At 67.1% G+C, this 14,469-nt stretch carries 17 protein-coding genes; 6 read left to right on the forward strand and 11 right to left on the reverse strand.

The window, feature by feature from the left end; all coding sequences use genetic code 11:
- Positions 1–5: 5 nt before the first annotated feature.
- Positions 6–1,895, forward strand: coding sequence for an archaea-specific SMC-related protein (locus tag EGD98_RS19855; protein WP_220590095.1), 1,890 nt, complete (start codon positions 6–8; stop codon positions 1,893–1,895).
- Between the two features lie 306 nt (positions 1,896–2,201).
- Positions 2,202–2,678, forward strand: a complete 477-nt coding sequence (locus EGD98_RS19860) for a hypothetical protein (RefSeq protein WP_220590096.1) — start codon at positions 2,202–2,204, stop codon at positions 2,676–2,678.
- Between the two features lie 44 nt (positions 2,679–2,722).
- On the opposite strand, the gene EGD98_RS19865 is transcribed toward EGD98_RS19860, so the two are convergent.
- Complete coding sequence (locus EGD98_RS19865) at positions 2,723–3,199, reverse strand: Tfx family DNA-binding protein (RefSeq protein ID WP_220590097.1); 477 nt, start codon at positions 3,197–3,199, stop codon at positions 2,723–2,725.
- 60 nt (positions 3,200–3,259) lie between these two features.
- On the opposite strand from EGD98_RS19865, the gene EGD98_RS19870 reads away from it, so the two are divergent.
- Both EGD98_RS19870 and EGD98_RS19875 read left to right on the forward strand, forming a co-directional pair.
- The gene (locus EGD98_RS19870) at positions 3,260–4,156 is read left to right on the forward strand and encodes an extracellular solute-binding protein (protein WP_236039682.1); all 897 of its coding nucleotides are present in this window, start codon (positions 3,260–3,262) and stop codon (positions 4,154–4,156) included.
- The gene (locus EGD98_RS19875) at positions 4,131–4,940 is read left to right on the forward strand and encodes an ABC transporter permease (RefSeq protein ID WP_220590098.1); all 810 of its coding nucleotides are present in this window, start codon (positions 4,131–4,133) and stop codon (positions 4,938–4,940) included. The genes EGD98_RS19870 and EGD98_RS19875 overlap by 26 nt, the downstream gene beginning before the upstream one ends.
- Before the next feature lies 1 nt (position 4,941).
- On the opposite strand, the gene EGD98_RS19880 is transcribed toward EGD98_RS19875, so the two are convergent.
- Together EGD98_RS19880 and EGD98_RS19885 are read right to left on the reverse strand one after the other, a co-directional pair.
- A complete protein-coding gene (locus EGD98_RS19880; RefSeq protein WP_220590099.1) occupies positions 4,942–5,118 on the reverse strand; it encodes a DUF8106 domain-containing protein in 177 nt (58 codons plus the stop codon).
- Positions 5,115–5,360: a DUF8028 family protein gene (locus tag EGD98_RS19885; RefSeq protein ID WP_220590100.1), complete on the reverse strand. Its 246-nt coding sequence runs from the start codon at positions 5,358–5,360 to the stop codon at positions 5,115–5,117. The genes EGD98_RS19880 and EGD98_RS19885 overlap by 4 nt, the downstream gene beginning before the upstream one ends.
- A 482-nt stretch (positions 5,361–5,842) precedes the next feature.
- On the opposite strand from EGD98_RS19885, the gene EGD98_RS19890 reads away from it, so the two are divergent.
- Together EGD98_RS19890 and EGD98_RS19895 are read left to right on the forward strand one after the other, a co-directional pair.
- Complete coding sequence (locus EGD98_RS19890) at positions 5,843–5,986, forward strand: hypothetical protein (RefSeq protein ID WP_220590101.1); 144 nt, start codon at positions 5,843–5,845, stop codon at positions 5,984–5,986.
- An 80-nt stretch (positions 5,987–6,066) separates the two neighbouring features.
- Positions 6,067–7,260, forward strand: coding sequence for an outer membrane protein assembly factor BamB family protein (locus EGD98_RS19895; RefSeq protein WP_220590102.1), 1,194 nt, complete (start codon positions 6,067–6,069; stop codon positions 7,258–7,260).
- Here EGD98_RS19895 and pfkB read toward each other — a convergent pair.
- The 8 genes from pfkB to EGD98_RS19935 all read right to left on the reverse strand — a co-directional run bounded on the left by pfkB (position 7,257) and on the right by EGD98_RS19935 (position 14,467).
- Positions 7,257–8,162: a 1-phosphofructokinase gene (gene pfkB, locus EGD98_RS19900; protein WP_220590103.1), complete on the reverse strand. Its 906-nt coding sequence runs from the start codon at positions 8,160–8,162 to the stop codon at positions 7,257–7,259. The two genes, EGD98_RS19895 and pfkB, sit on opposite strands and share 4 nt — an antisense overlap.
- Positions 8,162–9,547, reverse strand: a complete 1,386-nt coding sequence (locus EGD98_RS19905; protein WP_220590104.1) for an aldehyde dehydrogenase family protein — start codon at positions 9,545–9,547, stop codon at positions 8,162–8,164. The genes pfkB and EGD98_RS19905 overlap by 1 nt, the downstream gene beginning before the upstream one ends.
- Before the next feature lie 3 nt (positions 9,548–9,550).
- Positions 9,551–10,339 carry a class I fructose-bisphosphate aldolase gene (locus EGD98_RS19910; RefSeq protein WP_220590105.1) on the reverse strand — a complete coding sequence of 263 codons (789 nt, stop codon included), beginning with the start codon at positions 10,337–10,339 and terminating at the stop codon, positions 9,551–9,553.
- A 108-nt stretch (positions 10,340–10,447) separates the two neighbouring features.
- On the reverse strand, positions 10,448–10,888 hold the full coding sequence (locus EGD98_RS19915; protein WP_220590106.1) for a PTS fructose transporter subunit IIB: 441 nt from the start codon (positions 10,886–10,888) through the stop codon (positions 10,448–10,450).
- Positions 10,885–12,564 carry a phosphoenolpyruvate--protein phosphotransferase gene (gene ptsP / locus EGD98_RS19920; protein ID WP_220590107.1) on the reverse strand — a complete coding sequence of 560 codons (1,680 nt, stop codon included), beginning with the start codon at positions 12,562–12,564 and terminating at the stop codon, positions 10,885–10,887. The genes EGD98_RS19915 and ptsP overlap by 4 nt, the downstream gene beginning before the upstream one ends.
- A 2-nt stretch (positions 12,565–12,566) precedes the next feature.
- A complete protein-coding gene (locus EGD98_RS19925) occupies positions 12,567–12,845 on the reverse strand; it encodes an HPr family phosphocarrier protein (protein WP_220590108.1) in 279 nt (92 codons plus the stop codon).
- The gene (locus EGD98_RS19930; protein WP_220590109.1) at positions 12,842–13,315 is read right to left on the reverse strand and encodes a PTS sugar transporter subunit IIA; all 474 of its coding nucleotides are present in this window, start codon (positions 13,313–13,315) and stop codon (positions 12,842–12,844) included. The genes EGD98_RS19925 and EGD98_RS19930 overlap by 4 nt, the downstream gene beginning before the upstream one ends.
- A gap of 6 nt (positions 13,316–13,321) precedes the next feature.
- Complete coding sequence (locus EGD98_RS19935) at positions 13,322–14,467, reverse strand: PTS fructose transporter subunit IIC (protein WP_220590110.1); 1,146 nt, start codon at positions 14,465–14,467, stop codon at positions 13,322–13,324.
- Positions 14,468–14,469: the final 2 nt, after the last annotated feature.

Genomic DNA, 14,469 nt, shown 5'->3' on the forward strand with positions numbered 1-14,469 from the left:
AAATAATGGCTGACAGACACGAACCACCGCGGGTAGTCGTCGAGAATATCGGCGGCATCGACGCCGCGCAGGTCGGGCTGTCCGACGGCGTCTCCGTACTGACTGGCAGGAACGCGACGAACCGGACCTCGCTGCTGCGGGCGCTCGGTGCCGCGCTGGGCGGGGGGACGGGCGCCCTGAAAGCTGACGCCGACCGTGGGTCGGTGACGCTGTCTTTCGACGGGACCGACTACACCAGGACCTTCGAGCGCGACGGCGACTCGGTCACTGTCGGTGGTGACCCGTACACCACGGATACGACGCTCGTCGACCAGTACTGCAGTTTGCTGGCCGATAACCCCGCCCGTCAGGCAGTGGCCCGGGGGGACGCCGATGCGCTTCGGTCGTTCATCATGGCCCCCGTGGACACGGACGCCCTGGAGGCGAAGATTCGACGGACACGGCAGGCTATCGACTCGCTCGAGACGGACCGCGAGGAGACGAAACAGACGATAGCGAGGCGGGAGTCACTGGAGCGACAGCTGGCCGACCACCGCGAGGAACTGGCCGAGGTCATCGAGGAACTCGACGCTGTCCGGGCGGCCGTCGACGAGTTCGAGACAGACCTCGAGGCCGTCGAGCGCGCCGAAGACGTGGTCGCGGAACTCACAGAGGCCCGAGAGGAATACGAGCGGGTCCGGAACCGACTGGAGACCCAGCGGGCGGCCGTCGCGTCGCTCCGTGAGGAACGAGCGGACGTCCGTACCGAGCTGTCGGAGCTATCGGTCCCGGACGTGGACAGAGACCAGCTCGAAGCCGAGATAGAGCGGCTCCAGCGACGCAAGCGTGACCTCGAAACCACGATATCCAGCCTCCTCTCTGTCGTGGAGTTCAACGAGCAGTTGACCGGTGATGGGGACGGCCCAGTGCTGGGTGACGCCGTCGCGGACCCCACGACGGGGACAGTCGAGTGCTGGACCTGCGGGACCTCCGTTGAACGGGCGGCTATCGACGACCATCTCGAGGACCTCCGTACGGTCATCGACGAGAAGCGGGCCGAACGAAACGAGATTCGCTCCACACTGGAAGAGCGGCGTGGCGACCTGTCCGACCACCGCGAGGTGGCCGACAGACGCGGGTCGCTGGAGGCCGAAATCGCCGACATCGAAGCGGAGATAGCGGACCGCGAGGCGGCCATCGAGGAGCTGGCAGACCAGACAGCACAACTCAACAGTCGCATCGAGGAGCTGGAGTCGGCCGCCGAGAACTCCGAGGAACTCGGAGAGAGCGCCATCCTTGAGCAGTATCGCCGCCGTTCGGAGCTCGCGTACGAACGAGACCAGCTCGAAGAGCAGATCGCATCCGTGGAAGCCGAGCTCGCGACAGTCAGCGACGCGGAGTCCCGGCTCGAGGATATCGAGGACCGCCTCGAGGACCGCGAGGCGGAACTCGAACGCGCGCGGACCCGTATCGAGGAACTGGAGCGGTCGGCCGTCGAGACGTTCAACGACCACATGGAGACCGTCCGTTCGCAACTGGGCTACGAGAACATCGAACGGGTGTGGATCGAACGTATCGTGGCCGAGGACGCCGAAACCGACTTTGCCCTCCACGTGGTCCGGTCGAGGGCCGACGGCGCCGTATACGAGGACACGGTTTCCCATCTCTCGGAGTCCGAACGGGAGGTCATCGGGCTGGTCGTCGCGCTGGCGGGCTATCTCGTCCACGACGTCTACGAGACGGTCCCGGTGTTGCTGCTCGACTCGCTCGAGGCCATCGACGCCGACCGCATCGCCGCGCTGGTCGAGTACTTCGCCGACTACGCCGACCACCTCGTCGTCGCATTGTTGCACGAGGACGCACAGGCGCTCCCTGACGAATACGAGCGCATCGAGATGGGTGAGGCGCCGGCCTGACTCGCAAGCGACTGGTCTGGTGCCCGTGGCTGGTCTGCCGACCGTGGCTACCTATCGCAACAGACTACGGCGTGCTGGTTAGTGCCTCTAAATATAAACAAAACCGGTATAATAAAAATCTGACACTAAAACACTCTTCTCCCGCCCCATCGACTGTGCCAGCCAGACGAGATGACCGGTTTTGCAGAACCGACCCTGGCTGTGCCGATACGCGCACCTACCGAGACCGACGTCGTCCTGGCGCTCTCGTCGGCTTCGTCAGCGCCAGTACCACAGTTTCAAATGCGTGGCTGTGAAACTGTGTGTGTGAATACCGAGCAGATTACTGCCGACGACATCATCGACTGGAACTCGCTCGGCGATATCGTGGCGTCCTTCGAAAAACGCGGGCTGGAACCGCGACAGCGGATGGGCGCCCAGAACGAGCGGTTGCTCGGTATCGGCAACGACGAGTATATCGTCGTCATCGAGGCGTACCCGGACGAATCAGCGGACGATTACGTTCCCGAGAGCACGTCCCGACACACGAACATCGTCGCCTCGAACGATTTCGAGCGGTTCACGTTCATCTCACGCATCCGGAGCTGGCAGGAACAAAAGCGTGGGAACGTCCAGTACCAGAAATTCGCCTTCGAGAAAGAGGCGTTTCGCCAGGGGCTGGACAACGAGGCCCAGATCCTCCAGAACATCAATGCAATCCAGTACCAGTCCTCGACGCCGCCTATCGAACGGTTCCGGCAGGGGTCGAAACGGGCACTCACGTACGTCCGGAATCTAATCTAATCGTATTAGCGAACGTACTACTGGGCGAACGTACTAGTTTCCAATCAAGAAATCTCCCCCCGCTCACCCGACCCGCTATCACCGCCCGACCCGACAGCGTGCTCGTCCGCGTAGACGGTCACGTCGCCGTCCTCCGTCAGGCCGACGGTAACCTCCGCTGTCAGCTGGTTCGCGTCCGTGACGTCCGCGAGCAGCCCGTACAGGTGGGCGTACAGCTCCGGCCGGCAGTAGGCTATCTTCACGCCGGCCTCGTCGCCGTGGTCGTAGACGGCGGTGACGAGGTCGTCGAACGACGCCCCCGCCGCGACCGTGAACTGGACCGGGGCACGGAGCGCCCGAACGAGTTCGAGCGTCCGGCGTGCCTTCTCGACGTTCGCCTCGGCCGCCCGCTCGATAGCGCTGACGTTGGACGCTGTCGTCCCCAGTTCCTCGGCGACTGCCCGCTGTGTCGCGCCACTCTCGCGCCGTTCGAGCACCTCCAGTTGCCGCTCGGTGAGAATCGTCCCGTCTGTCTCCACCATAGCGATTCAAACAGAACTGTTTGGGATAAGCTTATTGGAGGAACAGAGTAAATTGAACACATGCGTGATGAGTCGGGGGTCAGCCGACGCGCGGTCCTGGCAGCGCTGCCTGCCGTCGGGCTCGCGGGCTGTTCGGGCGTGGTGGGCGGGGGCGAGGCGGTGTCGATGCTCGTCGCCGGCAGTCTCAGCAACGCCGTCGAGAACGGCCTCCGGCCGGCAGTCGATGCCCGGCTCCAGCCGGAGGCACACGGCTCTGCGGCGGCGGCGAGGCTGGTCGCCGACGGCGGGAAAGACCCCGATATCGTCTCCCTGGCGGACGTGACCCTGTTCGACGCTTTGCTCTCGGTCGACTGGCTCGCCGAGTTCGCCACGAACGCGCTGGTCGTCGCTTACGACCCCGACACTGGGGCCGGTCGACGGCTCTCCGGGGGCCGTGACCCCTGGTACGAGGTGCTGCTTGCCGAGGACACCTCGCTGGGCCGGACCGACCCGGACCTGGACCCGCTTGGCTACCGGACGCTGTTCTGCCTGGAACTGGCGACTGGCTACTACGGGACCGACCGGGACCTCCGCAAAGCGGTCCCGGAGCCCGACCAACGGTACCCCGAGACCCAGCTCCTCAGCCAGTTCGAGACCGGCGCCATCGACGCCGCCGTCGTCTATCGCAACATGGCCGAACAACGGGACTACGACTACGTCGACCTCCCGGCCGAAATCGACCTGAGCGACCCCGCTCTCGCCGAGCGCTACGGGACGACAAGCTACGAACTCGCCGACGAGACCGTCGTCTCGGGCGACGTTATCAGCTACGGCTCGACGCTCCGTAACGAGTCCGAGCGGACCCGCGACGTCTTCGAGACCCACATCACGGGCGAGTACCTGACCGACTTCGGGTTCACTGTCCCCGACGACTATCCACGCTACACAGGCAATGTCCCGGAATCGCTCACGGACTGAGTCCGTCGTCGGCCGGCTCGACTGGCTCTCGGCGGCGTTCGTCCTCGGTGGCTTGCTTCTGTGTTACTACCTCGTGCCGCTGGTATCGCTGGTGCTCAGCCAGCCACCGGGTGCAGTCCTCCGTAGCCTGCAGTCGCCTATCGTCGTCTCGGCCACGGCGACGTCGCTGACGGCAGCGCTGCTCAGCACAGCGATTGCCACAGTGTTCGGGCTCGGACTGGCGTACTGGCTGGCTCACGCGGAGGGTCCGCTGGCGACGCTTGTCACCTCGCTTGTCGTCCTTCCGCTAGTCTTGCCACCTGTGGTCAGTGGCTTGTTGTTGCTGACGGTGGTCGGTCGGGGCACGCTGGTGGGGCAGCTGGCGGCCGCGAACGGACTGGCGCTGACCCGCTCGTTTGTCGGCGTCGTCCTCGCACAGACGTTCGTCGCCTCGCCGTTCGTCGTCATCACCGCCAAAGCCGCCTTCGAGAGCGTCGACCGGAGTCTGGAAGACGCTGCACGCACCCTCGGTCAGGGTCGCTTTGGGACCTTCCGTCGGGTGACGCTCCCGCTGGCCTGGCCCGGAGTTCTTGCGGGTATCACGCTCGCGTTCGCCCGCGCCATCGGGGAGTTCGGGGCGACGGTCATGCTCGCGTACTACCCACGGACGATGCCGGTCCAGATATGGGTCTCGTTCAGGAACCAGGGCCTGGAAACCGCCTTTCCGGTCGCGCTCATCCTCGTCGGCGTCGCCGTGGCGACGATACTCGTGCTCAACGTCCTCGGAACGAACCCGCTGGAGTGAGTTAGCAGACCTGTGGCTGGTCGACCACACAGTTGCCACAGCGGGGACACAGCAGGCGGCGTCGGTCGACCCGGTCGTCGCCGATCCAGTCCCCGCCGAGCGGGCTCTCGTGGTCGCAGGTCGAACAGAACAGTCGGGTCTTGGCGGGCCGAAGCTTGCGTCTGTGTTCGAGGCTCATCTGGCGGGGGTGTAGGTGTGACCGATGGCGGCACAGCAGGCGTTCAGGACGACGAGACCGACGAACACCATCGGCGTGGCCGTCGCGGTGCCTGACAGCAACACGGCGACGATGACGAGGGGCAGCGGGATACTCGCCCAGAAGGCCGCGCCGCTGACGGCTCTCCGGAGCGTGCCGACGAGGGCGCCGACGTCGGGGGTTCGAGCGGGCAGTCCTGGGGTGGAGGGGTCGAGCGTGGACATTGGGCGTCGTCTATCTCCACCATCGACCCATACCTGCATATAAACACCAGACCCCTAGCGTGGATTCAGGATTCTTTACCGTATTACCCTTTTTTCAGCCCATTTTACTACGTAACTGCTGACGATAAAACGCCGCCAAAGGGGGCCAGATATTTTATACGACGATCTGCGTCCGTTATACCGCTCTTCGCTGAGGTCGACCCTGGCGGTGGGCCAGGTCGACGCTTCCCACCCGGTCACAGACGGTGCCGTGTGTCCCGGGGCCGACCGTCCCAGCGTCTACGAGCCGCCTCGATGTGGCTGTCGATTCAGTCTTCTCCGCTGGTTGTGCACCACGTTACGAACCACCTTACGCCCGTTTCGCAAATTTTGAGAGTTATTAACTAACAGGTGGGCAGCTATTTTAACGGTAACTACTACCCATATGACGTCCGCTTTTGTCCCGACCAATCACTACCCAGTGACACCACCACAGGTCCGCGATGATTGAGACGCTGCGGTCGCTTTTCTCGCGGGGACAGACCGTCGTCCACGAGTGTCGCCAGTGTGGCCACACCGTCGATGGAGACACCGGCCGCTGTCCGGTCTGTGGGACCGAAAGCATCGCGCGATACCCGGTCGAGTGACTGCGCCGGGAGTCCGCCGTCGGCGTCGTTCCTGCGACGTATCGGATGGATTTATTTCGGGTGACCCGGAACAGGACCCCATGTCAGGGCGACAGACGCGGCGACGGTACCTCGCGACACTGGGGGTGGCTGGGGCGGCCGCGTTGGCTGGCTGTTCCAACGACTCCGACGACCGAACTCCGACCGGTGGCCCCTCTATCCCCGAAAGCGTCGGTCGCTGGCCCTCGTTCGGCTACGACACCGCCAACACGGGGGCGGCGGCCGACGAGACCGGGCCGACGGCGAACGTCATCGTCCAGTGGGGGTATCCCACTGGAAAGCAGGTGTTCAGCTCGCCCGCTGTCGTCGACGGCAGTCTCTACGTCGGGAGCAACGACGGCCACGTCTACTGTCTCTCGGCCGTCAACGGCGCCCGGCAGTGGCGACTTCCCACAGAGGGGCTGGTCCGTTCGTCGCCGGCCGTCTCGGACGGGACCGTCTTCGTCGGCAGTTACGACGGGTACCTCTACGCCCTCGCGGCCGGTACTGGGGAGGTTACGTGGCGCTACGAGGCGGGTGCCTCGGACAACCCGCTGGTAGACCGTGCCCCCGTCCGGGCATCGCCGACGGTCGCGGACGGGACGGTGTACGTCGGTAGCGATAGCGACCGAGTCAGCGCCGTCTCGACGTCGGACGGGAGCGAACAGTGGACCGCCGGAACCGATGGGTCGGTCCAGACAACACCCGCAGTGACCGGCGGTAGCGTTTACGTCGGGGACAACGGCGGCGCTGTTACCGCGCTGTCGGCCGCGGACGGCAGCCAACAGTGGAAATCCGACGTCGTCGACGGCGTCACGGGTTCGCCGGCTGTCGCGGACGGGCGCGTCTACGTCGGCACTGACGGCGGCGACGTCGTGGCGCTGTCGACGTCGGACGGCAGCGAGCAGTGGCGATATGGGACGGACGGGCCGGTCCACTCCTCGCCGGCCGTCTCCGAGGGGACCGTCTACGTCGGGAGCGACGACAGCAGTGTCACCGCACTCTCGGCCTCGGGCGGTGAAAAGCAGTGGTCCTTCGAGACCAACGACGCGGTTCGGTCGGCGCCGTCGGTCGTGGGCGGCAACGTCTACGTCGGCAGCGACGACAGCCAGCTGTACATCCTCTCGGCGGGTGACGGGACCGTCCAGTGGGAGCTATCGACCGGCGGTCCGGTGTCGTCCTCACCGGCAGTGGTGGACAACGTCGTCTTCGTCGGCAGCGGCAACGGCAACGTCTACGCCATGACGGCGCCCTAGCTGTTCGAGACCGGCTGGACGCCGCTTTCATCGGCTTCGGGCAGCGGCGGCACGTCGGTCCCCGGCGTCGAGACCGCTGCGGTGGCGGCGACGACGCCGGTGTGCAGGGCGACAGCGTCGTCGGCGCCGGCGTCCCTTGCCGCAAGCACGCCCGAAAGCAAGGCGTCGCCAGCGCCGACCGTATCGACGACCTCGCAGTCGATGGCGGGCTCGTGGACGACGTCGTCCGCTGTGACGAGAACGGCACCGTCTGCGCCAAGCGAGGCGATGACACAGTCAAAGCCCGTCTCTCGGAGGGAGCTGGCGGCCGCGACGGCCGATTCGCGGTCGTCGACGGACCTGTCCGTCGCCGCTTCGAGCTCCGGGGCGTTGGGTTTGCAGATGGCGTAGTGCGCGTCGAGCTCTCGCAGTAGCGCGCCTTCGACGTCGACAGCGGTCTCCCAGGGGCCGGCCCGGGCGAGGCGGTCGATTGCGCCGGTATCGAGGCCCGATGGGAGGCTGCCCGCGACGACCACGATATCGGGCGACAGCGACGTGAGCCGCTCGACGATGGCCCCAACCTCGGCGTCGGAGACTACCGGGCCGCGCTGGTTGAGCTTGTACTCGCCGTCGGTGGCGAGGACGGTCGAGTTCAGCCGCGTCGTCCCGTCGATATCGACGAACCGGGACTCGATACCCTGGGCCGCCAGCCGTTCGGTGACGAACCGGCCGAGAAACCCACCGACGACACCGGTAGCCACCGTCTCGGTCCCCATCTCGCTGAGGTACTTCGAGACGTTGATACCCTTCCCGCCGGCGTCAAACTGGGCGTCGTCGACCCGGATGACCTCACCGGGCGAGAGCGGCTGCTCGGTGGTGACCGTCTGGTCCACCGCCGGATTGAGCGTGACGGTGGCTATCATCACTGGAGCACTCGCTTGGTTCGGGTCAGCCGCGTCAGGGCCTCGTGCACTCGCCGGCCGTCGAGACTGCCCAGACGGTCCTCGGGCACATCGCCGCCCCCGTGGACGCTGATGCTACCCGCGTCCACGGCCTCCGCCACGTCCATCGCCAGGCTGTGGCGGGCGGTGAACACGCTCACGGACTGTGACGGGCGCCCGGCCGCTGCCAGGTCCAGGGCGTCCGCGTCGGATGTAAACGGTGTCACCGGGACGATGGGTGTGGACTGGCGGTCTTCAAGGAGCGCCGCGTCGGCCGGTACGTCCGAGAGGACGGTCGGCCGGAACTGGCGGCCGTCGGCACTGCCGCCGCGGACCAGCGTCGCCCCCTTCGTCGTCGCGTCGTCGACGAAGTACGCCAGGCGGTCGGCCCCGGCGGCGTCTCGCTGTGGCGCGACCGTCGTGGTCTCGTCGAACAGGTCGCCGCCGGTCCAGTCGGCGATGTGGCCGTCGAGGCGCTCGACCAGCTCGTCCTGTATCGACGCGTGGACGAGGACGTGACAGGTCCCCGCGAGGCGGCGCTCGACGGCACTGGGCCCCCCGTCGGCGATGGCGGCGGCTGCCGCGTCGAGGTCGGCGTCCGGGAAGACCAGCGTCGTCGTCCCGCCGCCGAGGCGCTGCTGGAACCGCGTCACACCGGCGCGCCCGGCCGCAACCGCGGCGTCGAGGACCGCGTCGGGCCCCCCACGACCGGTCAGTGCGTGTTCGGCGTCGGCCGCGAGCGGGACGAATCCGACCGCGGCTTCGGGGACGTGTTCGCGGACGAGCTCGGTCAGTATGGACACGGCGACCGGTGTCGCTGCCGGGGCCGTCACCACGACGCCATTGCCGGCGCCGAGGGACGGGGCGAGCTGCAGGGCCGCCGTCGCCAGCGGCGCTCGAACGGACGGGCGACACTGCACGACCCCGAGTGGGACCGCGGCGACGAGTGAGTTGTCGCCGGCTTCTGTGGCCGTCGTCCAGGTGCGATACGGTCCGGTGAGCGAACGGAGCACGTCGGCGACGCTGTCGAACTGCGCCGCGGCCGTCGCCGCTTCCTCGCGCGCGCTTGCTATCGGGACGCCGGCCTCGCGGACTAGAGCGTCCGTGAGTTCGTCGCTCCGGTTCCTGATGCCAGCCGTGATTGCTTCACACCAGGTCGCACGCTGGATGACGGCCGTCTCCAGAGCCGTCGGGACCGCCCCGCTCGCGGCGGACACCGCGTCGGCGACCGTCGTCTGGTCGCCGGTGGCGACAGTCGCGAACACCTCGTCGGTCGTCTGGTCGGGGACGTCGGCCGACCCGCTCCCGTCGACTTCTTCGCCGGCGACGACCGGTCGAACCCGCCGTTCGGTCTGTGCAACGTCCATCGATTACCCCTCCAGCACGTCGTCGGCCGTCGCCTCCTCGAAGACGACAGATTCGAGCTTGTCGAGGATAGCCTGGGGGTCTTCGCGCTGCCAGACGTTGCGGCCGACGGCCAGCCCGGAGACGCCGACGTCCATGCAGCCGGCGACGAGTTCGAGGAAGTCGCGGTCGGAGGTCTTCGACCCGCCAGACAGCAGGACGCGATTGTCCGCGGCGGCGCGGACCGCGTGGGCCATCGCGTCCTTGCTTCGGGGGTACTTCACCTTCGTGAAGTCCGCGCCCAGTTCCAGCCCGAGCCGTGCGGCGTAGGCGATGATGGACTCGCTACGATGTGACTTGACGGCCTGCCCGCGCGGGTACGACCACATCGCGATTGGGAGGTCGTGGTCGCGGGCGGCCTCCTGGACCGGGCGGAAGTCCTCGAACATATCGGGCTCGCGGTTGACGCCGGGGTAGATGGTGTAGCCGATGGCGTCGGCGCCCAGCTCGGCGGCGTAGTCGACGGTCCAGTTCTTCGGCGAGTAGGGGTCGCCCATCCAGAGGTCGGAGCTGCCGTTGAGTTTGGCCAGGAGATTGACGTCGTCCTCGTAGCTGGGATAGTAGGTCTCGGCCAGTCCCTTCCCTACTGCCAGTGCCGTGACGGCGTCGTGGGTCGCCATCTCGAACACTTCTCTGGGGTCGAGGCGCTCCTCGACGCCGCTGAACTGTTTGGGGCCGTGTTCCAGGCCGTGGTCGTGAGCGAGTACCAGTGTCTTGTCGTTGCGAACGAGTGGTGAGTCGGTGAAATCGTACATGTGTCTCTGTTGGGGTGTCTGCGTGCGTTCTGCGGTCGGGTGTCGGTGCGTGGCCGCGGGTCGGCGCGTCGACGACGACTCGTCGTCGGGCGACTGTCGGCGACGATATCAGCTCAGCAGGCGCTTGAGCCGGGCGACGAGGCTCTTCGAGCGGTCGCCGCCGCGGCGAACGTCCGGCGAGCCGCTGTCGTGGTCGGTATCGTCGGCCTCGTCGGTGGCGACTTCGCGTTCGGTGTCGGGGTCGCCCTCGGCGGCCTCCTCGGCTTCGTCCATGAGGGCCTCGACGTCGTTGACAGCGGCCTTGATGGTTCCTGTGACCAGCGGGACGTCCTCGAAACGGTCACGATTGACCGAGGTGTCTGCGGCGATGATAGCGGCGTCGGCGGTTTCGATGTCCTCGGCCGAGAGCTCGTTCTCGGCGCCCATCGCGCCCTGTATCTCGACTTCGATGTCGTGACCGCGTCTTTCGGCTTCCTGTTCTAGGTTCTCGGCGCCCATCTGACTGTGTGCGATGCCGGTCGGACAGGCGGTGACTGCGACGAATTTCATTGGATTGTCTCGTGGAGTTCGCTGCGTGTTGCGACACGACGAGCGCTGTCGGCACGCTCGCGTGCGGCGCTGTACTCGGTCTCGCTGACGGCGACTTTCACGTCGGGGACGGTGACGGCGCTCATGCTGAGCTCGTCCAGTCCCAGCCCGACCAGGAGTTCGGTGACGTCGGGGTTGCCGGCCATCTCGCCGCACATCCCGACCCAGGCGTCGTTGGCATGGGCCTGCTCGACCGTGCGGCCGATGGCCCGGACCACGCCCGGATGCGTCGGGTCGTGGAGGTCACCGACGCGCTCGTTCTCCCGATCGGCCGCCATCACGTACTGCGTGAGGTCGTTCGTCCCGATAGAGAGGAAGTCAACCCGCCGGGCGAACTCGTCGGCCATGAAGACGGCGCTCGGTGTCTCGACCATCACGCCCAGCGACGGGCGCTCGTGGTCGACGCCACGGTCCGCGAGGTCGGCGGCGGCGTCGTCGACAGCCTCGATGGCCGCTTCGAGCTCCTCGACGGTCGCCACGAGGGGGAACATCACGTTCAGCTCCCCCGCGCCGTCGGCGGCCGCCCGAAGCAGCGCTCGCAGCTGCGTGCGGAACAGCTCGGCGTCGGGGTCCAGCGAGCGCCGGATGCCCCGCTCGCCCAGGAACGGGTTCTCCTCTTCGGGGAGGTCGAGATACGGAATCTGCTTGTCCCCGCCGATGTCCAGCGTCCTGACGACCACGCGGCCGTCGGGGAAGGTATCCAGCGCGTCCCGGACGGTCTCGTACTGCTCGTCCTCGTCGGGCGGGGACTGGCGGTCGAGGAAGAGGAACTCCGTGCGGTAGAGCCCCACGCCGTCGGCGCCGCGGGCCGCCGCCGGCTCCAGTTCCGCAGGGCGGCCGACGTTGGCGGCGACCTCTATCTCGCGGCCGTCGCTCGTCTCGACCGACTCCTCGACGACGTCTGCACCCTCCTCGGCACGCGCGGCCTCGCGCTCGGCTTCGTCGGGCCCGACGAGTAGCTCGCCGGCGTCACCGTCGACGACGACCTCGGTGCCTTCGGACACGTCGTTCAGCGCTTCGCCGAGGCCGACGACGGCCGGCAGCGCCAGCGACCGGGCGAAGATGGCGGCGTGTGAGGTCCGGCCTCCCGTTACCGTGGCAAAGCCCGCCACCGTCTCCGGGTCGAGCTGGGCCGTGTCGCTCGGGGTGAGCCGCTCGGCGAGGACGACGCTGCCCTCGGGCAGGTCGGCCAGGTTCACCCGGTCGCCCCCGGTGAGCAGGCGCAGCAGGCGGTCCCGTACGTCACGGAGGTCGTCGGCGCGCTCGGCCATGCGGCCCTCCATCCCCTCGAACTGCTCGATGTGCACGCCGAAGGCGTCGTCGACGGCGTGGGCCGCCGGGCGACCCTCCTCGATGCTCGCCACTACTGCCTCCTCGATGGTCGGGTCCTCGAGGAACTGGATGTGAGCGTCGAAGATGGCGGCTTCGTCCTCGCCGACGCGCTCTGCGGTGGCGTCGCGCTCGCGCTCCAGTTCGGCGCGGGCGGTGTCGACGGCGTCGGCAAAGCGGTCGCGCTCGGCCTCGACGTCGACCGACTCGTCCGCGTCCGGGAGCGTGATTTCGGGGTCGTACCAGACGACGGTACCGAGTCCCGAGCGGGGCGTCGCGCCGGTGCCGGTGAGTGTGCTGGCTGCCATGACTATGCCTCTAGTTCGTCCTCGGGGGTCGTCAGTATTCGCTCCAGTTCGTCGAGCACTGCCTCGGCCTCGGGCCCGTCGGCGACGAGGCGGAGTTCGTCACCCTCGCCCACGCCGAGGCTGGTGACGGCAATCATGCTCTGGGCGGGCACGAGATCGCCCTCGGGCGGGCCGGCCTCGACTTCGGCCTCGTGGTCGTTGACGGCCTCGACGAACAGCGCCGCCGGGCGGGCGTGCAGCCCCGCCTCCGGGACGATTTCGACGGTACGCTCTTCGCTCATGCAATCGCCTCCCGGAGCGTCGCCTGCACCTCGCTCTCGTCTGTGGCCCCGTGCAGGCGCTCGCGGACGTCGTCGTGCATCAGGGCCCGCGACAGCGAACTCAGTATCTGCAGGTGGTCTTCGCCGCCCTCCTCGGGGACGAGTATCAGGAAGATGAGCGTCGCCGGCTCGTCGTCCATGCTCCCGAAGTCGACGCCCGCCTCCGAGCGGACAAAGGCCAGCGAGGGCCGGTTGACGGCCTCGGTCTTCGCGTGGGGAATGCCGATACCCATTCCGACGCCGGTGGTCGTCTCTTCCTCGCGAGCGAGCAAGGCGTCGAGGGCCGCCTGCCGGTCCTCGATGCGGCCCGACTCGACGACGAGGTCGAGCAGATACTCGATGGTCGCCTCCTTCCCTTCGGGTGGTTCGGACAGCGAGATGTGGCTCGCCGGAATCAGTTCGTCGATGTCGTCTGTAATCTGGTCTGTCATTGTGGGTTAGTCGTCGCTCGGCTGTGCCGTGCCTGCGCTCGACTCGGTGCCGGCCTCGACGCGGTCCTCGAAGTCGGGCTTGAGGAGGAGCGCCACGGCCGCAGTGACGAACGAGCCCAGGACGATACAGCCCAGGAAGATGAACGGTTTGTTCGACAGCGGAATGACGAAGATACCGCCGTGGGGCGCGGGCATCGTGACGTTCAGCGCCATAGATGCGGCGCCGCCGGCGGCGCTGCCGGCGACGACGGCGGGGATGACCCGCAGGGGGTCGGCCGCGGCGTAGGGAATCGCGCCCTCCGTGATGAACGAAAGGCCAAGCACGACGCCGCTCTTTGCGTTCTCGTACATCTCGGCCGCGTACTTATGTGGGGAGATGAAGTTCGAGATGGCCAGCCCGATAGGCGGGACCATCCCGCCGATCATCACGGCCGCCATGGGGGCGTAGATGCCCTCGGTGATGAGCCCCGTCGAGAAGACGTAGGCCACCTTGTTCACCGGACCGCCCATGTCGAAGGCCATCATCCCGCCGAGGATGAGCCCGACGAACATCGCCTGCCCGCCCTGCATCCCTTCCAGAAACCCGGTCAGACTCGCGTTAGCGAGCGCGACCGGAACGCCCAGCACGAACAGCATGATAGGCGTGAGGACCGCCATCGTCGCGACGGGAATGATGAGGACGGGCATCATCGGGACGAGGAACTCCGGGACGTCCAGGCCTTTGAACCAGCGCGCGACGTAGCCGGCCAGCAGCCCGGCGACGATGGCGCCGAGGTAGCCGGCGCCGGCCTCGCCGCCGGAGACGCCGATGACGGCGGCGGCTTCGGAGACGACGACTCCATCCTGGATGATGAACGACAGCAGGAATCCGGGTGCAAGTCCTGGACGGTCCGCGATGGCGTAGGCGATGTAGGCCCCGAGGATGGGGACCATGATGGTGAGGCCGGCCGTGCCGACCTGGGCGAGGAACCAGCCCGGTGAGCCGGTGTTATCGAAGACTGCCTGGGTATCCCCCACAGCGTACGCGAGTGCGAGGAAGATACCGCCAATCGTGACGAACGGAATCATGAACGACACGCCGGTCATCAGGTCCTCCTTGACGGAGGTCACGTGCGACCGGAGCAGTCGTTCGAATTTGGGGCTCTCTGACATTG

This window comes from Haloarcula salinisoli (assembly GCF_019599405.1).
Lineage (GTDB): Archaea > Halobacteriota > Halobacteria > Halobacteriales > Haloarculaceae > Haloarcula > Haloarcula salinisoli.